19 protein-coding genes are annotated in these 18,255 nt (G+C 70.5%); 17 read left to right on the top strand and 2 right to left on the bottom strand.

Annotated features, from left to right (window positions below; translation table 11 throughout):
* Window positions 1-20: 20 nt before the first annotated feature.
* The 4 genes from PotMrB4_RS27205 (at window position 21) to PotMrB4_RS27190 (ending at window position 4,007) form a co-directional block, all read left to right on the top strand.
* On the top strand, window positions 21-926 hold the full coding sequence (locus PotMrB4_RS27205; protein ID WP_172434947.1) for a TauD/TfdA dioxygenase family protein: 906 nt from the start codon (window positions 21-23) through the stop codon (window positions 924-926).
* Window positions 927-2,043: 1,117 nt separating this feature from the next.
* Window positions 2,044-2,862 carry an energy transducer TonB gene (locus tag PotMrB4_RS27200; RefSeq protein WP_172434946.1) on the top strand — a complete coding sequence of 273 codons (819 nt, stop codon included), beginning with the start codon at window positions 2,044-2,046 and terminating at the stop codon, window positions 2,860-2,862.
* A 34-nt stretch (window positions 2,863-2,896) separates the two neighbouring features.
* Window positions 2,897-3,604 (top strand): MotA/TolQ/ExbB proton channel family protein, encoded by a 708-nt coding sequence (locus tag PotMrB4_RS27195; protein WP_074972388.1) that lies wholly within the window; start codon window positions 2,897-2,899, stop codon window positions 3,602-3,604.
* A gap of 1 nt (window position 3,605) precedes the next feature.
* Complete coding sequence (locus PotMrB4_RS27190; RefSeq protein ID WP_044407112.1) at window positions 3,606-4,007, top strand: ExbD/TolR family protein; 402 nt, start codon at window positions 3,606-3,608, stop codon at window positions 4,005-4,007.
* A 131-nt stretch (window positions 4,008-4,138) separates the two neighbouring features.
* Here the strand turns inward: PotMrB4_RS27190 and PotMrB4_RS27185 are convergent, their stop codons facing one another.
* A complete protein-coding gene (locus tag PotMrB4_RS27185) occupies window positions 4,139-4,687 on the bottom strand; it encodes an RNA 2'-phosphotransferase (RefSeq protein WP_107330985.1) in 549 nt (182 codons plus the stop codon).
* Between the two features lie 137 nt (window positions 4,688-4,824).
* Here PotMrB4_RS27185 and PotMrB4_RS27180 point away from each other — a divergent pair, with 137 nt between their 5' ends.
* The 12 genes from PotMrB4_RS27180 (at window position 4,825) to madM (ending at window position 16,475) form a co-directional block, all read left to right on the top strand.
* Window positions 4,825-5,403, top strand: a complete 579-nt coding sequence (locus PotMrB4_RS27180) for an RNA polymerase sigma factor (protein ID WP_160483145.1) — start codon at window positions 4,825-4,827, stop codon at window positions 5,401-5,403.
* Entirely contained in the window at window positions 5,403-6,401 is a 999-nt protein-coding gene (locus PotMrB4_RS27175; protein WP_172434945.1) for a FecR family protein, read from the top strand. The genes PotMrB4_RS27180 and PotMrB4_RS27175 overlap by 1 nt, the downstream gene beginning before the upstream one ends.
* Window positions 6,402-6,626: 225 nt before the next feature.
* Entirely contained in the window at window positions 6,627-9,062 is a 2,436-nt protein-coding gene (locus tag PotMrB4_RS27170; protein ID WP_172434944.1) for a TonB-dependent siderophore receptor, read from the top strand.
* Between the two features lie 173 nt (window positions 9,063-9,235).
* Window positions 9,236-10,900, top strand: coding sequence for a malonate decarboxylase subunit alpha (gene mdcA, locus PotMrB4_RS27165; RefSeq protein WP_172434943.1), 1,665 nt, complete (start codon window positions 9,236-9,238; stop codon window positions 10,898-10,900).
* Window positions 10,900-11,751 carry a triphosphoribosyl-dephospho-CoA synthase gene (locus tag PotMrB4_RS27160; protein WP_172434942.1) on the top strand — a complete coding sequence of 284 codons (852 nt, stop codon included), beginning with the start codon at window positions 10,900-10,902 and terminating at the stop codon, window positions 11,749-11,751. Before mdcA ends, PotMrB4_RS27160 begins: the two co-directional genes overlap by 1 nt.
* Before the next feature lies 1 nt (window position 11,752).
* Window positions 11,753-12,052, top strand: coding sequence for a malonate decarboxylase subunit delta (locus tag PotMrB4_RS27155; protein WP_044407138.1), 300 nt, complete (start codon window positions 11,753-11,755; stop codon window positions 12,050-12,052).
* A complete protein-coding gene (locus PotMrB4_RS27150; protein ID WP_172434941.1) occupies window positions 12,045-12,899 on the top strand; it encodes a biotin-independent malonate decarboxylase subunit beta in 855 nt (284 codons plus the stop codon). Before PotMrB4_RS27155 ends, PotMrB4_RS27150 begins: the two co-directional genes overlap by 8 nt.
* Window positions 12,896-13,681 carry a biotin-independent malonate decarboxylase subunit gamma gene (mdcE, locus tag PotMrB4_RS27145; protein ID WP_172434940.1) on the top strand — a complete coding sequence of 262 codons (786 nt, stop codon included), beginning with the start codon at window positions 12,896-12,898 and terminating at the stop codon, window positions 13,679-13,681. Before PotMrB4_RS27150 ends, mdcE begins: the two co-directional genes overlap by 4 nt.
* A gap of 20 nt (window positions 13,682-13,701) precedes the next feature.
* Window positions 13,702-14,316, top strand: coding sequence for a malonate decarboxylase holo-ACP synthase (locus PotMrB4_RS27140; protein WP_172434939.1), 615 nt, complete (start codon window positions 13,702-13,704; stop codon window positions 14,314-14,316).
* On the top strand, window positions 14,313-15,239 hold the full coding sequence (gene mdcH / locus PotMrB4_RS27135) for a malonate decarboxylase subunit epsilon (RefSeq protein WP_172434938.1): 927 nt from the start codon (window positions 14,313-14,315) through the stop codon (window positions 15,237-15,239). Before PotMrB4_RS27140 ends, mdcH begins: the two co-directional genes overlap by 4 nt.
* A gap of 61 nt (window positions 15,240-15,300) precedes the next feature.
* Window positions 15,301-15,705, top strand: a complete 405-nt coding sequence (madL, locus tag PotMrB4_RS27130) for a malonate transporter subunit MadL (RefSeq protein WP_172434937.1) — start codon at window positions 15,301-15,303, stop codon at window positions 15,703-15,705.
* A gap of 5 nt (window positions 15,706-15,710) precedes the next feature.
* Window positions 15,711-16,475 (top strand): malonate transporter subunit MadM, encoded by a 765-nt coding sequence (madM, locus tag PotMrB4_RS27125; protein ID WP_172434936.1) that lies wholly within the window; start codon window positions 15,711-15,713, stop codon window positions 16,473-16,475.
* A 27-nt stretch (window positions 16,476-16,502) separates the two neighbouring features.
* Here madM and PotMrB4_RS27120 read toward each other — a convergent pair whose 3' ends face one another.
* Entirely contained in the window at window positions 16,503-17,423 is a 921-nt protein-coding gene (locus PotMrB4_RS27120; protein WP_044407156.1) for a LysR family transcriptional regulator, read from the bottom strand.
* Window positions 17,424-17,603: 180 nt separating this feature from the next.
* On the opposite strand from PotMrB4_RS27120, the gene PotMrB4_RS27115 reads away from it, so the two are divergent.
* A complete protein-coding gene (locus tag PotMrB4_RS27115; RefSeq protein WP_172434935.1) occupies window positions 17,604-18,185 on the top strand; it encodes an alpha/beta hydrolase in 582 nt (193 codons plus the stop codon).
* Window positions 18,186-18,255: the final 70 nt, after the last annotated feature.

Below are 18,255 nucleotides of genomic sequence, written 5' to 3'. Positions count from 1 at the left end.
CCCAACGCGAGGACCGCACCATGAGCAACGCAGCACTGGCCACCCAGCAGCCCGATATCCAGCTGGACATCCACCCCATCGCCGGACGCATCGGCGCCGAGATCCGTGGCATCCGCCTCTCCGCCGAGCTGGACGCCGCCACCGTCGACGCCATCCAGGCCGCCCTGGTCCGTCACAAGGTGATCTTCTTCCGTGGGCAGACGCACCTCGACGACCAGGGCCAGGAGGCCTTCGCCAAGCTGCTCGGCGACCCCGTCGCCCACCCCACGGTGCCGGTGCGCGAAGGCACCCGCTACCTGCTGCAGCTCGACGGCGCCGAAGGCCAGCGGGCCAACTCCTGGCACACCGACGTGACCTTCGTCGACGCCTACCCCAAGGCCTCCATCCTGCGCAACGTGGTGGCCCCGGCTGCCGGCGGCGACACCGTCTGGGCCAACACCGCCACCGCCTACAACGACCTGCCGGGCGAACTGCGCGAGCTGGTCGACAAGCTCTGGGCCATCCACAGCAACGAATACGACTACGCCGGCGTGCGCCCCAATGCCCCGGTGGAAAAGCTGGAGGAGTACCGCAAGGTGTTCACCTCCACCGTCTACGAGACCGAGCACCCGGTGGTGCGCGTGCACCCCGTCAGCGGCGAACGCAGCCTGCTGCTGGGGCATTTCGTCAAACGCCTCAAGGGCCTGTCCCAGTCCGACTCGGCGCACATCTTCGCCGTCCTCCAGGGCTACGTGACGCGCCTGGAGAACACCGTGCGCTGGCGCTGGCAGCCCGGTGACGTGGCCATCTGGGACAACCGCTCCACCCAGCACTACGCCGTCGACGACTACGACACCCAGCCGCGCATCGTCCGCCGCGTGACCCTGGCCGGTGACGTGCCGGTGGGCATCGACGGCCAGCGCAGCCGCACCACCCGCAAGGGCTGACCCCGCCACCCTCCGCAGGGCGACGCTCGTCGCCCGGCGGCTTCCCGGTCTCGTTCGCGATCAGCACCTGCATCGTGGTTGAACCACCCCCGCACCCCTGTCACGCATCGATGCGGTTCGCCGAGCTCACCGCATCCTACCGACCCGCTCCGTCCGTAGGATGGGCTGAGCTGTGCGAAGCCCATCGTTGTGGCTGGCTGCGGATCGGTGGTAGGGACCTCGCTTCACCGATCCCCACCGTAGCCCGGACTTCAGTCCGGGAGGCCCCGCTCCCGACCTTGGGGCTGACGTTTCGCGAGCAGAGCTCGCTCCTACATCCCCTGTCATGCATCGATGCGGTTCGCCGAACTCACCGCATCCTACTGGCCCGCTCCGTCCGTAGGATGGGCTGAGCTGTGCGAAGCCCATCGTTGTGGCTGACTGCGGATCGGTGGCGTGGACCCACTTTACCGATCCCCGCCGTAGCCCGGACTTCAGTCCGGGAGGCCCCCGCTTCCGACCTCGGGGCTAACGCTTCGCGAGCAGAGCTCGCTCCTGCGGTTGCGCCCATCGCGGTTGAAACCGCTCCCACTCGCTCGGGGGTATTCGATGAATCCCGTGCAGCTTCCCGGGCTGAAGCCCGGGCTACGGGAGCCCCTGCTGTCACGCATCGATGCGGTTCGCCGAGCTCACCGCATCCTACGTGCCCGCTCCGTCCGTAGGATGGGCTGAGCTGTGCGAAGCCCATCGTTGTGGCTGGCTGCGGATCGGTGGCGTGGGCCCTACTTCACCGGTCCACCGCTGGCGCCACCTGCAACACCGCGGGTGGGTGTGAAAAGCGACGTCCACCCGACACGGCGTTCATCTCAAACCGTCGCCTGCGCGGTCTTTCGATGCCTTCCCGGCATATTTTCAATGCCGCCAAGGCATTCGGTTTTAAAACCCCTTACTAATCAATTGGTTAGGAATTTATATTCCTTAAAGTAATTGCAAAATCATTAAAAATTACTTTATGGGATAAGCGTCCGAACCAATCATTCCCGCCGTGGCCGACCGCTCTGGATCGGCCCTCACGCGGCCCAGCCGCCCGTTTTCGTTCACCGGCCCCGGCCGGTTTCTTCAACCAGGAGTCCTGCCGATGGGCAATGTCCTCAAGGCCGACAGCGCAAGTGGCCTGCCGAGGCCTGATGTGCGCGCGCCGGGTGAGGTGCGCGACCTGGGCGTGCAGGTGCGCCAGGCGCTGGCCGCCTCCCGCTTCCGCAGCGGCCAGGCCCGCGTGCTCGGTCGCCGCGAGGCGTGGCTGCTGGGGGCCTTCGCCCTGGTGCTGCATGCCGGCGTCCTCTACTGGGTCAGCAGCAAGCCCACGCCACCGCTGCCCGAGGTGCCGCCCCAGGTGCCGCCGATGACCATCGAATTCACCACACCGGCCCCGCCCGTGGTGGAGCCGCCGCCCCCTGAGCCACCACCCCCGCCGCCGGTCGTCGAGCCGCCGCCGCCGGTGGTGGAGGAGCTGGCGGTGAAACCGCCGCCGCCCAAGCCGGTGCCCAAGCCGAAACCCGTGCTCAAGCCCGCGCCGAAACCGGCTCCCAAGCCGGTGGAGGCTCCGCCACCGCCGCCGAAGGTCGAGGCCCCGCCCGCGCCGCCGGCACCCCCGGCTCCGCCCGCTCCGGCTCCGGTCACGCCGCCCTCGGCCAACGCCGGCTACCTGCGCAACCCGGCGCCGGAGTACCCCGCCTTCGCCCAGCGCCGTGGCTGGGAAGGCACGGTGCTGCTGCGGGTCCATGTGCTGGCCAGCGGCTCGCCCAGCGAGGTGCAGGTGCAGAAGAGCAGCGGCCGCGACCTGCTCGACGAGGCGGCGGTCAAGGCCGTCAAGCGCTGGACCTTCGTCCCCGCCAAGCGCGGCGACGTGGCCCAGGACGGCTGGGTCAGCGTGCCCATCGATTTCAAACTGAACTGAATACCGGCGCCCTGCGCCCTGTGAGGACTGCACCATGGACCTAATCAGCAACCCCTTCGGCTCCGTCGAGCACCTGGTCATCTGGCTGCTCATCGGCTTCTCGGTCGTCACCTGGGGCCTGGCCCTGGTCAAGGCCATCCAGTTCGCCCGCCTGAAGCACCGCGACCGTCAGTTCCAGAAGCGCTTCTGGAGCGCCACCAGCCTGGACAGCGCCGCCGAGCTGGTGCAGGGCCATGGCGGGGCCGTGGCCGATGTGGCCCGCGCCGGCTTTGCTGCTCTGCAGGTGCCCGGTGGCCAGCCCGGTGACCTGAGCCAGGCGATCAACCACCAGGACCGCCTCGAACGCGCCCTGCGCCAGCAGATCCAGCGTCAGCGCCGCGCCCTCGAGTCGGGCCTGGCGGTGGTGGCCTCCATCGGCTCTACGTCGCCCTTCATCGGGCTGTTCGGCACCGTGTGGGGGATCATGGAGGCGCTCAAGGGCATCAGCCTGGCCGGCTCCGCCAGCCTGGAGACCGTGGCCGGCCCCATCGGTGCGGCGCTCGTCGCCACCGGGGTGGGCATCGCCGTCGCGGTGCCGGCGGTGCTGGTCTACAACTACTTCCTACGCAGCCTCAAGCTGACCGCCGCCGACCTCGACGACTTCGCCCACGACTTCTACCTGCTGGCCCAGAAGAGCGCCTTCAGGCTGATCGTCAGCCCCGCTCCGGCCCGTGCGGCCGGCGCTGTGAAGGAGGCGTCCTGACATGGCCTTCTCCACCCAGGACAGCGACGAGGTCCTTTCCGAGATCAACGTCACCCCGCTGGTGGACGTGATGCTGGTGCTGCTGGTGGTGTTCATCGTCACCGCGCCGCTGCTCACCAACGCCATCCCCATCAACCTGCCCAAGACCGAGGCCGTCGCCCCGCCGGACCAGAAGGACCCGCTGGTGGTGAGCATCGATGGCGAGGGCAAGGTGTTCATCAACAAGGACGAGATCCAGCCCGACCTGCTGCAGGCCAACCTGGAGGCCGCCAAGGCCAAGGACGCCGAGCTGCGGGTGCAACTGCAGGCCGACGACAAGGTGGACTACGGCGCGGTGGCCAAGGCCATGGCCTCCATCGAGCGGGCCGGGATCACCAAGCTGGCGGTGATCACCGCTCGCTGAAGGATTGGCTGCCCGCCTTCAGGCAGGGGGCGGGCGGCCTTTTTTATGACCACGCGGGGCCGATGCGCCCTGTAGCCTGCCCGACCGCGTTCACTGCCCCGGCGGAGGGGCAGAGCGGTGGGGCGTGGCCCTCAATCCTCCACCTCGAAGAACGCCGGCGGCACGGCATCGGCCAGCCACACGCCGTTGTCCGCCCGGTAGAAACGATGCCCGGCCTGGTGCATGCGTGCGGCGGCGATGCGCAGCAGCACCGGCTGGCCGTAGCGGGTGCCGACGGCGATGGCGGTGTCGCGCTGGTCCGAGAGGTGCACATGGTGGCGGCGGCCGGGGCGCAGGCCCTGGGCGCGGATGGCGTCCATGAAGCGCGAGGCGGTGCCGTGGAAGAGGTGCTCCGGCGGCACCTGCTCGGCGTAGTCGATGGCCACGCCGGTGGCGGTGTGGCCCTGGGCGGCGCGGATGCGCTGGCCGTCGTCGGAGAGGCTGAAGCGCTTCTTGTCGTTGCTCGCCACCACCTCCAGCACCTGCTCGCGGTCGATGGCCTGGCCCGCGGCGCGGGCGAGGCGGATGAGGGTGTCGAGGTCGGCCCAGCCTTCGCGGTCCAGGGTCAGGCCGATGGCGCCGGGCTGGTGGCGCAGGAGGTAGCTGAGGTACTTGCTTAGGGTGGTGAGGCGTTTGTCCATTCGGGGTGGGGTCGTGTCGTCCATGGGGCGGCCATTTTAAAGGCAGTCACCGGTCGGCGGCAGGGGGATCGTCCCTAGTCAGGTCTATTTGATAAGCATTATCATCTCGCTCCCTTCCTGGCCCCGCCGGCTTCTCCATGCCCGACCAGCCCCTCCCGCCGACCCTTGCCGAGGCCGAGCGCGCGAAAGCCGCGCCGCGCGAGGTGCTGCTGCGCACCTTCCTCGCCGAGCGCTCGCGCATGGAGGCGCTGGTGAATCGCCAGGTGCGCTGCCGGGCCACGGCGGCGGACCTGGTGCAGGAGCTGTTCCTGCGCTTCTGGCGGCGCGCCGACGCCCAGGTGGAGGACCTCGCCACCTACCTGCTGCGCAGCGCGCGCAACATGGCCATCGACCACCTGCGCAGCGAGGGTTCGCGCTCGCGTACCGAGGCCGGCCTGCTGGCCGAGCAGCACCTGCCGGAGCCCACCGACCCGGAGGCGGCCCTGGCCGCCGGGCACGACCTGCGCCACGTGCAGGCAGCCCTGCGTGCGCTGCCTGAACGCACCCGGCACATCTTCCTGCTCAACCGCATCCACGGCCGCACCTACGGCGAGATCGCCCAGGCCATGGGGCTGTCCCAGAGCGCGGTGGAAAAACATATGATGCGCGCCTTGGAGGCCTGCAAGGCCAGCCTGGCGGAGCCCTCCGCCGGCCCATCGCCCGGGAGCGCGACCTGATGAAGCCCGATCCACAGCGGCCGCCAGCGGCCAGCCCTCGCCAGAGCGCCGTCGAACAGGCGGCCTGGCTGTGGGCGGGGCGCATGCAGGACGATCCCGACGCCGGCCAGCGCGAGGCCTTCGAGCGCTGGCTCTACGCCGACGTCCGCCACATCGATGCCTATGCCCAGGCCGAGGCGCTCTGGCGCCGCACCTGGCCGGCCGCCGCGCTGCTGGCGGACGAGGAGGCGGACCAGCTGCGCCAGTACCTGGCGCCGCGTTCCGTGCCCTCGCAACGGCGCGCCCGCTGGGGTGGCGTGCTGGCCATGGCCGCCAGCCTGGTGCTGATGGTGTGGGCCGGCGGCTGGCACCCGCTGGACCGCTTGCAGGACCTGGGCGCCGACTACGTGTCCGCGCCGGGGGAAGTGCGCACCCTCACCCTGGCCGACGGCTCCCGGGTGGTGCTGGATGCCGACAGCGCCCTCAGCGTCGACTACCGCGCCGATGAGCGCCACGTGGTGCTGCACCGGGGCGGTGCCTACTTCCAGGTCACCCATGGCGAGCCGCCCTTCGTGGTGGAAGCGGCCGGGGGCGAGGCGCGCGTGCTGGGCACCCGCTTCGGCGTGCGCCTGCAGCTCGGCGGCGCACGGGTCACCGTGGAGCAGGGGCGGGTGGGCGTCCGTGCCCGGGCGGATGCCCCGCAGCAGGTGCTCACCGCCAACCAGCAGGTGCGCTACCTCGACGGCCGCGGGGGTGAGGTCTACCCGGTGGATGCCGAGGCCCAGCTGGCCTGGCGCCAGGGCCGGCTGACCTTCTACAAGACGCCGCTGGCCGACGTGCTCGACGAACTGGGCCGCTATTACCCCGGCCGCATCCTGCTGCTGGACACCGACCTCGCCGGGCAACGGGTCAGCGGCAGCTTCCCCAACAACGACCCCCGCGCCGTGGTGGATGCCCTGGGCGCCGTGCTCGGCTTCCAGCGCCACGAAGTGCTGGGCCGGGTGATGCTCCTGCGCTGAGCTGTCAGCCACGTTCCGCTGCCCTTCCTTCTCGCGTCTCCCCCGCCTGTCGGTCATGGCAACGCCGTGGCCTGTGGAAAACCGTCCGCGCCGCTCCGACGTCGCCTGCCGCCTGTGGAAAAAAACTTCAGGGCAGGGGTGAGGTGTTCCCGCTCGGCATCCGTGTAGGGGTGATGGAATGCGATTTATTCGCAACGAGAAGCCACAGCCAGGGGTACGCCTTACATGAATCACAGCTCATCGCGGTTGCAGCGCGGCGCCTTCAAGCGCCTCGGACTGGTCTCGGCCCTGCTCGCCCTGGGGAGCGCACCCTGGGTGCCCCAGGCCCTGGCCGAGGCCCCGGCGGCGCTGGCGCGGGAGCAGGTCTTCGCCATCGAGGCGCAGCCCCTGGCCCCGGCCCTGGCTGCCTTCACCCGCAGCACCGGGCTGGCGGTGGTCTACACCCAGGCCCTGCCGGAAGGGCGCAATGCGCCGGCCGTGAAGGGCCGTATGAGCGCCGAGCAGGCCCTGGCACGCCTGCTGGCCGGCAGCGGCTTCAGCTTCACCGAGGCGGCGCCGGGCACCCTGACGCTGGTGCCGGTGGCCAGCTCCGACGCCCTCGACCTGGGCGCGGTGAACGTCGATGGCACCCGCCAGGCGGAGAGCGCCGCCAGCTACCAGCCACCGCCCACCACCCGCCTGGCCCGCAGCGACACCCCGCTGCTGGACATCCCCCAGGCGGTGGCCGTGGTCCCGGCGCAGGCGCTGGTGGACCAGCAGCCACAGAACCTCGACGACGCCCTGGCCAACGTCAGCGGCATCACCCAGGCCAACACCCTCGGCAGCACCCTGGACGCGGTGATGAAGCGCGGCTTCGGCGACAACCGCGACGGCTCGATCCTGCGTGACGGCATGCGCACCATCCAGGGCCGCAACCTCACCGCCAGCGCCGAGCGCGTGGAAGTGCTCAAGGGCCCGTCCTCGATGCTCTACGGCATCCTCGACCCGGGCGGGGTGATCAACGTCATCAGCAAGAAGCCGCAACTGCAGGCCTACCGCGCCATCACCGCGCGCGCCTCCACCTACGGCGACGGCAAGGACGGCAGCGGCGGCACCCTCGACGTCACCGGCCCGCTGGGGGATTCCGGCCTGGCCTACCGGGTGATCGCCGACTACGACGACGCCGACTACTGGCGCAACTTCGGCCACAGCCGCGACAAGACCTTCGCCCCGTCCTTCGCCTGGTACGGCGAAGACACCACGGTGAACCTCAGCTTCGAGCACCGCGAGTACAGCACCCCCTTCGACCGCGGCACCATCTTCCTCAACGGCAAGCCCCTGGCGGTGCCCGCCACCCGCCGCCTGGACGAGCCCTACAACGTCACCGAGGGCCGGTCGGACCTGATGATCCTCGACCTCGAACACCAGCTGAACGAGGCCTGGAAGGCCCACTTCGCCTACAGCTACAACCGCGACACCTACGACGATTACCAGGCGCGGGTGCAGAGCCAGAACCCCAACGGCACGCTGCGGCGCCGTCTGGACGGCACCCGGGGCGCGGTGAGCACCGAACACTTCGCCACCTTCGACCTGGACGGCCAGGTGCAGCTGGGCGGCATGCAGCACGACCTGCTGATGGGCGTGGACCACGAGTACCGCAAGTTCTTCCGCGAGGACCTGATCCGCCAGAACACCAGCCTCGGCTTCAACCCCTGGAACCCGGTGTATGGCCAGGTACCGGTGCCCACCACGGTGGCCGCCGGCGACAGCGACCAGACCGACCGCGTGGTCAGCCAGTCCGCCTTCTTCCAGGACTCGGTGCACCTCAACGAGCAGTGGATCTTCATCGCCGGTGCGCGCTACCAGCTCTACGACCAGCTCGCCGGCCGGGGCCGCCCGTTCAAGAAAAGCACCGACATCGACGGCCAGCTCTGGGTGCCCCGGGTCGGCCTGGTCTACAAAATGACCGACGAGCTGTCCCTCTACGGCGGCTACACCGAGTCGTTCAAGCCCAACTCCACCATTGCGCCGCTGACCGGCACCGCGTCCATCAACGGCATCGCCCCGGAGGAGGGCAAGAGCTGGGAACTCGGCGCCAAGCTGGACATGCCCGGCCGCATCACCGGCACCCTGGCGCTGTTCGACATCGTCAAGGAGAACGTCCTGGTGACCCAGAACGTGACGATCGACGGGAAATCCGACACCGTCGCCAGCGGGGCTGGTGAAGTGCGCTCACGGGGCATCGAACTGGATGTGACCGGGCAACTGACCGACAACCTCAGCCTGATCGGCACCTACGCCTTCACCGATGCCGAAGTGACCCGCGACCCCAAGCTCAAGGGCAACGCGTTACAGAACGTCGCCCGTCACACCGCCTCGCTGTCCGCCGTCTATGACTTCGGCCCGCTGTTCGACGGCGACCGCCTGCGTGCCGGCCTGGGGGGCCGTTACGTCGGCGACCGCGAGGGGGATGCCGAGAACACCTTCGAGCTGCCGCATTACACCGTCGCCGACGCCTTCGCCAGCTACGAAACGCCCCTGGGCAACGACAAGCGCCTCAAGCTCCAGCTCAACGTGAAGAACCTCTTCGACAAGACCTACTACAGCTCCTCGGTGAACAACTTCAACGTCTCCATCGGCGACCCGCGCCTGGTGCAGCTCTCCAGCACCCTGGAGTTCTGAGTACCGGTCCACTCCGCATGGTGGACCGGTGAAGCGGGGTCCGCCCTACATCCGGCCCCCACCGCAGCGGATCGTTAATCTGGCCGTAACGATCCGCCGCCGGGCTTGATTGATGACCCACCGGTCGCGCTCCTAAGGTTCGCTCCACGACAGCGGAACCCGTGGAGCATCCAATGACAACGACAATCTCCCCACCGCCGCAGTGGTCGCGCCGGCGCGCGGAAAAGCAGCGCCGCCTCGACCGCGTGCACCACCTCGCCGACGGCGCGGTGCTGCCCGGCGAGCGCATCGTCGCCGCGCTGGAGGCCCTGATCGCCCCCGGCGACCGGGTGGTGCTCGAAGGCAACAACCAGAAGCAGGCGGACTTCCTCTCCCGCGCCCTGGCCAAGGCCGACCCCGGCCGCCTGCACGACCTGCACATGATCATGCCCAGCGTCAGCCGCGCCGAGCACCTGGACCTGTTCGAGCGCGGCATCGCCCGCAAGCTGGACTTCTCCTTCGCCGGCCCGCAGAGCCTGCGCATCGGCCAGCTGATGGAAGACGGCCTGCTGGAAGTCGGCGCCATCCACACCTACATCGAGCTGTACTCGCGGCTGGTGGTGGACCTGATCCCCAACGTCACCCTGGTGGCCGGCTTCATGGCCGACCGCGAGGGCAACCTCTACACCGGCCCCAGCACTGAGGACACCCCGGCCCTGGTGGAGCCAACGGCCTTCTCCGACGGCATCGTCATCGCCCAGGTCAACCAGCTGGTGGACGACGTGCGCGACCTGCCGCGCGTGGACATCCCCGCCTCCTGGGTGGACTTCGTGGTGGTGGCCGACAAGCCCTTCTACATCGAGCCGCTGTTCACCCGCGACCCGCGCCACATCAAGCCGGTGCACGTGCTGATGGCGATGATGGCGATCCGCGGCATCTACGAGAAACACAACGTCCAGTCCCTCAACCACGGCATCGGCTTCAACACCGCCGCCATCGAGCTGATCCTGCCCACCTACGGCGAGTCCCTGGGCCTCAAAGGCAAGATCTGCCGCAACTGGACGCTCAACCCGCACCCGACGCTGATCCCCGCCATCGAGACCGGCTGGGTGGAAAGCGTGCACTGCTTCGGCACCGAGCTGGGCATGGAGGGCTACATCGCCCAGCGCCCGGACGTGTTCTTCACCGGCCGCGACGGCTCCCTGCGCTCCAACCGCATGCTGTGCCAGCTGGCCGGGCAGTACGCGGTGGACCTGTTCATCGGCGCCACCCTGCAGGTGGACGGCGACGGCCATTCCTCCACCGTCACCCGGGGCCGCCTGGCGGGCTTCGGCGGTGCGCCGAACATGGGCCACGACCCGCGCGGCCGGCGCCACTCCACCCCCGCCTGGCTGGACATGCGCGCCGAACCCGAGGCCCTGCTGGCGCGCGGCAAGAAGCTGGTAGTGCAGATGGTCGAGACCTTCCAGGAAGGCGGCAAACCCACCTTCGTCGAGACCCTCGACGCCGTCGACGTGGCCCGCAAGACCGGCATGCCCCTGGCGCCGATCATGATCTACGGCGACGACGTCACCCACCTGCTCACCGAGGAAGGCATCGCCTACCTGTACAAGGCGCGTTCCGAAGAGGAACGCCGCGCCATGATCGCCGCCGTCGCCGGGGTCACCGCCATCGGCCTGCGCCACGACCCCAGGGACACCGAGCGCATGCGCCGCGAAGGGCTGATTGCCCTGCCCGAGGACCTCGGCATCCGCCGCACCGACGCCAGCCGCGAACTGCTCGCCGCCAAGAGCATCGCCGAGCTGGTGGAGTGGTCCGGCGGCCTCTACAACCCGCCCGCCCGTTTCAGGAGTTGGTGATGAGCGCACTCACGTTACGCGACGCCGACCTGCCCCTGGCCGACTGGCTGGCGGACCGGGCGGTGGACGCCCTGATCGACGAGGCCGACCTCACGCCCAAGCCGGGCCTGGTGGACCGGCGCGGCAGCGGTGCCCACACCGACCTGCACCTGGGCCTGATGCACGCCTCGGCGCTGTCGCTCTGGCCCTGCTTCCGGCAGATGGCCGAGGCTGCCCTGCAGCACGGCGAGGTCGGCGTGCCCCTGCGCGAAGCCCTGGGCCGCATCGGCCGCGAAGGCGAGGCGGCGATGCTCGCCACCACCGCCGGGGTCAACACCCACCGGGGGGCCATCTGGGCCCTCGGCCTGCTGGTGGCGGCCTGGGCGCTGGAGCCCGACAGCCGCGACGCCCGCGCCATCGCCATGCGGGCCGCGCGCATCGCCCTGATCGACGACCCGGCCGCCCCCGCACCGCGCAGCCACGGGGCCGAGGTGTGCCGTCGCTACGGTGTGCGCGGTGCGCGGGAAGAAGCACAACTGGGCTTCCCCGCCGCCCTCGACCACGGCCTGCCACAGCTGCAGCGCAGCCGCGCGGCCGGAGCCGGCGAGCAGAACGCCCGGCTCGATGCGCTGCTGGCGATCATGGCCGAGCTGTCCGACACCTGCGTGCTCTGGCGCGCCGGCCCGGAGGGGCTGCAGACCACCCGCGACGGTGCCCGCGCGGTGCTCGCCGCCGGGGGCGCCGCCAGCCTCGCCGGGCGCCGTCAGCTGCGCGCACTGGAGGCGCGCCTGCTGGCCCTCAACGTATCCCCGGGCGGAGCCGCCGATCTGCTGGCCGCCTGCCTGTTCCTCGATCAAGCCGGGAGCCTGTGACATGGAAACCCTGACCTTCGAATTCCCCGCCGGGCAACCCGCTCGCGGCCGCGCCCTGGTGGGCTGCGTCGGCTCCGGCGACCTGGAAGTGCTGCTGGAGCCCGGCCGTGCCGGCACCCTGGCGATCCAGGTGATCACCTCGGTGAACGGCAGCGGCCCGCGCTGGACGCAGCTGTTCCAGCGCCTCTTCGCCGGCCAGCAGCTGCCGGCCCTGAACATCGACATCCACGACTTCGGCGCCACGCCGGGGGTGGTGCGCCTGCGCCTGGAGCAGGCCCTGGAGGAGGTGGCCCATGACTGATACCGCCCGCCTGCTGGCGGCCCGCAGCTTCGTCGAACTGGGTGCCCGCCAGCGCGCCCGCGCGCTGCTGGACGACGGCAGCTTCCGCGAACTGCTCGGCCCCTTCGATCGCGTCATGTCGCCCTGGCTGGTGCAGCAGGGCATCGTGCCCCAGGCCGATGACGGCGTGGTGGTGGCCAAGGGCAGCCTCGATAGCCGCCCCCTGGTGATTGCCGCCATCGAGGGCGCCTTCCAGGGCGGCAGCCTGGGCGAGGTCGGCGGCGCCAAGATTGCCGGCGCCCTGGAGCTGGCGGTGGAAGACAACCGCCAGGGCATACCCACCGCCGCCGTGCTGCTGCTGGAAACTGGCGGCGTGCGCCTGCAGGAAGCCAACCTGGGCCTGGCCGCCATCGCCGAGATCCAGGCCGCCATCGTCGCCCTGCGCCAGCACCAGCCGGTGGTGGGCGTGATCGCCGGGGCCGTCGGCTGCTTCGGCGGCATGTCCATCGCCGCCGGCCTGTGCAGCCACCTGCTGGTGACCCGCGAGGCGCGCCTGGGCCTCAACGGCCCCCAGGTGATCGAGCAGGAAGCCGGCATCGAGGAGTACGACGCCCGCGACCGGCCCTTCATCTGGAGCCTCACCGGTGGCGAACAGCGCCACGCCTGCGGGCTGGCCGACGCCTACGTGGCCGATGACGTGGCGGCCCTGCGCGAGGCCCTGGCCGGCCTTTTGGCGGCCGGCGAACCCGCCGCCCCGCGCTGCCGCCGCCCCGACGAATTCCTCGCCCGCCTGGCCCGGCTGGGGGAGGACTGTGACCAACTGGACGCCGCCCAGGTGCGCGCCCTCTACCAGGGAGAGCTGCAATGAGCCGAGGACTGAACTGGCTGCACGGCCTGGCCGGCGGCACCCCGCTGGCGGGCTTCCCCGCTTCGGTGCAGGTGATCGACGGCGAGGTGGGCAGCCGCGCCGCGCGCTTCATCGCCGTGGTGCCCGACCCGCGCAACCCCTTCCCCCGCGCCCGCAACGGCGAGGTGGGGCTGCTGGAAGGCTGGGGCCTGGCCAAGGCCGTGGATGACGCCATCCAGGCCGATGCCAGGCGTGCCGACAAGCGCGTGCTGGTGGCCGTCGTGGACGTGCCCAGCCAGGCCTACGGCCGCCGCGAAGAAGCCTTGGGGATCCACCAGGCCCTGGCCGGCGCGGTGGACGCCTACGCCCGTGCCCGCCTCGCCGGGCACCCGGTGATCGGCCTGCTGGTGGGCAAGGCCATGTCCGGCGCCTTTCTCGCCCACGGGTACCAGGCCCAGCGGCTGATCGCCCTGGACGATGCCGGGGTGATGGTCCACGCCATGGGCAAGGCCGCTGCCGCGCGCATCACCCTGCGCAGCGTCGACGAGCTGGAAGCCCTGGCGGCCAAGGTGCCGCCCATGGCCTACGACCTGGACAACTACGCCTCCCTCGGCCTGCTCTGGGAGCGCCTGGCTGTGGATAACCCCGACAGCCCCGGCGCCGCCGACCTCGACCGGGTGCGCGACTGCCTGGTGCGCGCCGTGGCGGACATCGGCACCGGCACCGACCTGTCCAACCGCCTGGGCGCCGAGAACCGCGCCGCCTCCTCGGCGGTGCGCGCGCAGCTGCGGGCGCAGTGGTAAGGCCCGGCCGGGAGCCCGCCATGGACCGCCTCCAGCCACACGACCTGCTCTGGGGCCTGGCCCCGGACCAACTGCCCGCCGAGGCTCCGGCCTGGGCGCGGCAGGTGCTGGCCGCCGGGCAACCGGTGGTGGTGCGCCGTGCGTGCTGCCCGGCGGGCCAGGTGGCCGTGGGGGTGCGCGGCGCCACCCGCGCCGAGCGTTTCGCCGCCTGCATGCCGGTCGCCGCCGTGCAGCGACGCCTCGCCCCCGAGCAACTGCGCCTGCGCGCGCCGGGGGAACTGCCGGCCCTGCGGGCCCTGGCCCAGGTGACGCCCTTGATGGACGCCCTCGGCCTGCCCTGGGGCCCCACTGGCGGGGTGGGCTACCAGCTCGCCACCGGGCGCAACGTGCTGCACGCGGAGAGTGACCTCGACCTGCTGCTGCGCACCACCGAGCCCCTGCCGCGCGCCTGGGCGCGGGAGCTGCTGGTGCTGTTCGAAGACCTGCCCTGTCGCGTCGACCTGCAACTGCAGACCCCCCAGGGCGGCGTGGCCCTGCGCGAGTGGGGCGGCAGCGCCCGTCGCGTGCTGCTCAAGTGCGACGCTGGCGCGCGGCTTGTGGATAACCCCTGGCAGCCCCTGGAGGATGTGGCATGAGCAGCCTGTTCGCCTTCCCCGGCCAGGGTGCCCAGCAGCCCGGCATGCTCCAGGCCCTGCCGGCAGCGCCGGAAGTGCGTGCCTGCCTGGACGAGGCCGCCGAGGTGCTGGGGCAGGACCTGGCCCGGCTCGACAGCGCCGAGGCCCTGCGCTCCACCCGTGCGGTGCAGCTCTGCCTGCTCATCGCCGGGGTCGCCAGCGCCCGCCTGCTGCTGGCGCGCAGCCCGGCGCCGGACTACGTCGCCGGGCTGTCCATCGGCGCCTACCCGGCGGCGGTGGTGGCCGGCGCCCTGGACTTCGCCGATGCCCTGCGCCTGGTGGCCCTGCGTGGCGAGCTGATGCAGCGGGCTTATCCACAGGGCTACGGCATGACCGCCCTGCAGGGGCTGGACCTGACCACGGTGGAAGGGCTGCTGGCCGAGGCCGAGGGCCCGGTGTTCATCGGCAACCTCAACGCCGACAACCAGATCGTCATCGCCGGCAGCGACGCCGCCATGGCCGCCGTCGCCGAGCGGGCCCGCGCCCTGGGGGCCGGCCTGGCGAAGCGCCTGGCGATGAGCGTGCCGTCCCACTGCCCGCTGCTGGAAGCGCCGGCCCGTGAGCTGGCGGCGGCCTTCGCCGAGGTGTCGCTGCGGCGCCCGGCGATCCGCTACCTCAGCGGCACCACCGCGCGGCTGATCCACGACCCGGAGCGCCTGCGCGACGACCTCGCCTTCAACATGTGCCGCGTGGTCGACTGGCACGGCACCCTGCGCACCGCCTATGAGCGCGGCGTGCGCCTGTTCATCGAGCTGCCCCCCGGCGCCGTGCTCAGCGGCCTGGCGCGGCGGGTGTTCGAAAAAGGAACGGTGATCGCCTTTCAGGGCGCCCGCCTGGATACGCTGGACGCCCTGTTGCGCCAGGAGGTGGAGCACTCCCGATAAACGCCGTGCAACTCGAAGGATAAAAACAAGCCACTTCGACCCGAACACGAGGACAACAACAATGATCATCTACGGTGTGGCCTTCCTGGCCCTGTGCACCCTTGTCGGCCTGTTCATCGGCGAACTCCTGGGCAAGCTCCTGGGCGTTCCCGCCAACGTCGGCGGTGTCGGCATCGCCATGCTGCTGCTCATCTTCGTCGGCAGCGCCCTGCACAAGCGCGGCCTGATGGGCGCCAAGAGCGAGCAGGGCGTGGAATTCTGGAGCGCCATCTACATCCCCATCGTGGTCGCCATGGCCGCCCAGCAGAACGTGCTCGGCGCGCTGTCCGGCGGGCCCATGGCGATCCTCGCCGGCATCGCGGCGGTGGTCCTCGGCTTCGCCATGGTCCCGGTGCTGGATCGCCTCGGCCAAAAGAAGCCCGACGCGGCGGCCGCTGCTGATGCCCTGAAGCCTCTGCAACGGTGACCGCCATGTACGAATCCATGCTGAAAGTGATCAACGGCTACGGGCTGATCAGCGGCTTCGCCGTCATCGGCGTCACCATGTGGCTGTCCTACTGGCTCTCCGACAAGCTGACGCGCGGCCGCCTGCACGGCTCGGCCATCGCCATCTTCCTCGGCCTGGTGCTGTCCTACGTGGGCGGGGTGATGACCGGCGGGCAGAAGGGCCTGGTGGACGTGCCGCTGCTGTCCGGCATCGGCCTGCTGGGCGGCGCCATGCTGCGGGACTTCGCCATCGTCGCCACGGCCTTCGGGGTGAACATCGAGGAACTCAAGCGCGCCGGCGTGTCCGGGGTGGTGGCGCTGTTCTTCGGCATCGGCACCTCCTTCGTCGCCGGGGTCGGCGTGGCGCTGGCCTTCGGCTACACCGACGCGGTGAGCCTGACCACCATCGGCGCGGGGGCGGTGACCTACATCGTCGGCCCGGTGACCGGCGCGGCCATCGGCGCCAGCTCCGAGGTGATGGCGCTGTCCATCGCCGCCGGCCTGGTGAAGGCCATCCTGGTGATGGTGGCGACGCCCTTCGTCGCGCCCTTCATCGGCCTCGACAACCCGCGCACGGCGGTGATCTTCGGCGGCCTGATGGGCACCTCCAGCGGCGTGGCCGGGGGCCTGGCGGCCACCGATCCGAAGCTGGTGCCCTACGGCTGCCTGACCGCCGCCTTCTACACCGCCCTGGGCTGCCTGCTGGGCCCGTCGCTGCTGTTCTTCATGATGCGCGGCCTGGCCGGCTGAGGGGCTCGCCGGGTTTTTCGACGGCGGTCAGTGCGGGCCCTGCCGCAGGCTGTACATGCGGCATTCGGCCAGCAGCGCGAGCAGGTTGGGGTCGCGCTCGCGGGCCTTGAGGAAGACCACGCCGATGTGCTGCTGCAGACGGTAGCGCGCCTGCAGCGGGATGAGCTTCACGCGGTTCTCGTACACCGCCGCAATGCGCCCGGGCAGCAGGGCGTAGCCGACCCCGGAACTGACCATGCTGAGCAGGGTGAAGATGTCGTTCACCTGCATCGCCACCTTCGGCTCGAAGCCCGCCTGCTGGAACACCCGCGCGCCGTCGCGGTGGGTGGCGAAGCCCTGGGTGAGGGTGATGAAGGTGGAGTCGGCCAGGTCCGCCAGGTCCACCTCCGGCTGCTCGGCGAAGGGCGAGTCGGTGGGCACGGCGAGGAAGATGTCGTCGGAGAACAGCGGCAGCTGCTCGCAGTCCGGGTCGCTGACGCTCTCGTCGAGGGACACCAGCATGGCGTCCAGCTCCAGGTTCTTCAGGCGGTAGAGCAGGTCGGCGTTGGAGCCCAGGGTGAGGTCGATGTTCAGCTCGCTGCGGCGGATCTTCAGGCCCATCACCAGTTGCGGCACGGTCTTCACCGTCAGCGAATAGAGCGCACCGAGCTTGAAGCGCTCGGCGGAAAAGCCCGCCGCCTCGCGGGTCAGGCGCACCATGTCGAGCACGTCCTGCACCAGCTTCTGGGCCTTCTCCTCCAGCACGTAGGCGCTTTCCAGCGGCGTCAGGTTGCGCCCCTCGTGCTTGAACAGCGGGCAGCGCAGGGCACTCTCCAGGGAGTGGATGGCGCGGTGCACGCTGACGTTGCTGGTGCCCAGCGCCGCCGCCGCGCGGGACAGGTTGCCCGCGCGCATGAAGGCGAGGAAGGTCTCCAGTTTCTTCAGGGTCAGCTCGTCGTCGATCTGCATGGCGCCGCGTTCCGGTGCTGGGGAGCGAGGGGCTCATCCTACTCGTTCGGTCTGGCGGGGCGAGGATGACCTGCAGCTATAAGCTAATAATGCATAAGTAAATAAATTCTTATTCCTTAACAGATATATGACGAGCCCCTAGACTGCCCTTCATCGAACGTCTCGCAAGGAGGGCTCGCCATGCGCAGCCAGGCCATTCGCTACTTGATCCTGCCAGGATGGCAGGGCTCCCCTGACGACCATTGGCAGAGCCACTGGGAGCGCACGCTGCCCAACGCGCAGCGGGTGGAGCAGGCCGACTGGGACCAACCCGACCGCGCGGCCTGGGTGGCGGCGCTGGAGCGCGCCATCGATGCCGAGCGCACCCCGGTGATCCTCGTCGCCCACAGCCTGGGCTGCGTCACCGTGGCCCACTGGGCGGCCCAGGCCGACCCGGACGTGCTGCGCCGGGTGCGCGGTGCGCTGCTGGTCGCCCCGGCGGATGTGGAGCGCCCCGGCTGCCCGGAGGCGCTCACCGGCTTCGCGCCGATTCCCCGTACGGCCCTGCCGTTCCCCACGCTGCTGGTGGGCTCCGACAACGATCATGCGGCCAGCCCGCAGCGGGCCCTGCAACTGGCCCGTGACTGGGGCGCCGAGCCGGCCATCCTCGCCGGCGCCGGGCACATCAATGTGAAGTCCGGCCACCAGCGCTGGGAGCAGGGCTTCGCCTACCTCTACCGCCTGCAGGGGCGCATCGAGCAACTGGCCCGCCTGCGCGCCTGAGCCGGGCGCGCCTCCATTCATCGCGTGACGTCCGGGACCTGCCAGCGCGCAGGCCCCGGCGGGAGATTTC

It is taken from the genome of Metapseudomonas otitidis, from assembly GCF_011397855.1.
Taxonomy (GTDB): Bacteria; Pseudomonadota; Gammaproteobacteria; order Pseudomonadales; family Pseudomonadaceae; genus Metapseudomonas; species Metapseudomonas otitidis.
The sequence above is the reverse complement of the archived record's forward strand: the minus strand, read 5'-3'. Positions and strand labels throughout refer to the sequence as shown.

Coding starts and splice junctions, on each gene's coding strand:
- PotMrB4_RS27190 (WP_044407112.1), top strand. CDS start 3,606: ATGGCCTTCTCCACCCAGGACAGCGACGAGGTCCTTTCCGAGATCAAC.
- mdcE (WP_172434940.1), top strand. CDS start 12,896: ATGAGCCGAGGACTGAACTGGCTGCACGGCCTGGCCGGCGGCACCCCG.
- PotMrB4_RS27140 (WP_172434939.1), top strand. CDS start 13,702: ATGGACCGCCTCCAGCCACACGACCTGCTCTGGGGCCTGGCCCCGGAC.
- PotMrB4_RS27175 (WP_172434945.1), top strand. CDS start 5,403: ATGAAGCCCGATCCACAGCGGCCGCCAGCGGCCAGCCCTCGCCAGAGC.
- PotMrB4_RS27180 (WP_160483145.1), top strand. CDS start 4,825: ATGCCCGACCAGCCCCTCCCGCCGACCCTTGCCGAGGCCGAGCGCGCG.
- PotMrB4_RS27150 (WP_172434941.1), top strand. CDS start 12,045: ATGACTGATACCGCCCGCCTGCTGGCGGCCCGCAGCTTCGTCGAACTG.
- madL (WP_172434937.1), top strand. CDS start 15,301: ATGATCATCTACGGTGTGGCCTTCCTGGCCCTGTGCACCCTTGTCGGC.
- PotMrB4_RS27200 (WP_172434946.1), top strand. CDS start 2,044: ATGGGCAATGTCCTCAAGGCCGACAGCGCAAGTGGCCTGCCGAGGCCT.
- mdcA (WP_172434943.1), top strand. CDS start 9,236: ATGACAACGACAATCTCCCCACCGCCGCAGTGGTCGCGCCGGCGCGCG.
- PotMrB4_RS27115 (WP_172434935.1), top strand. CDS start 17,604: ATGCGCAGCCAGGCCATTCGCTACTTGATCCTGCCAGGATGGCAGGGC.
- PotMrB4_RS27155 (WP_044407138.1), top strand. CDS start 11,753: ATGGAAACCCTGACCTTCGAATTCCCCGCCGGGCAACCCGCTCGCGGC.
- PotMrB4_RS27120 (WP_044407156.1), bottom strand. CDS start 17,423: ATGCAGATCGACGACGAGCTGACCCTGAAGAAACTGGAGACCTTCCTC.
- PotMrB4_RS27195 (WP_074972388.1), top strand. CDS start 2,897: ATGGACCTAATCAGCAACCCCTTCGGCTCCGTCGAGCACCTGGTCATC.
- madM (WP_172434936.1), top strand. CDS start 15,711: ATGTACGAATCCATGCTGAAAGTGATCAACGGCTACGGGCTGATCAGC.
- PotMrB4_RS27205 (WP_172434947.1), top strand. CDS start 21: ATGAGCAACGCAGCACTGGCCACCCAGCAGCCCGATATCCAGCTGGAC.
- PotMrB4_RS27185 (WP_107330985.1), bottom strand. CDS start 4,687: ATGGACAAACGCCTCACCACCCTAAGCAAGTACCTCAGCTACCTCCTG.
- mdcH (WP_172434938.1), top strand. CDS start 14,313: ATGAGCAGCCTGTTCGCCTTCCCCGGCCAGGGTGCCCAGCAGCCCGGC.
- PotMrB4_RS27160 (WP_172434942.1), top strand. CDS start 10,900: ATGAGCGCACTCACGTTACGCGACGCCGACCTGCCCCTGGCCGACTGG.
- PotMrB4_RS27170 (WP_172434944.1), top strand. CDS start 6,627: ATGAATCACAGCTCATCGCGGTTGCAGCGCGGCGCCTTCAAGCGCCTC.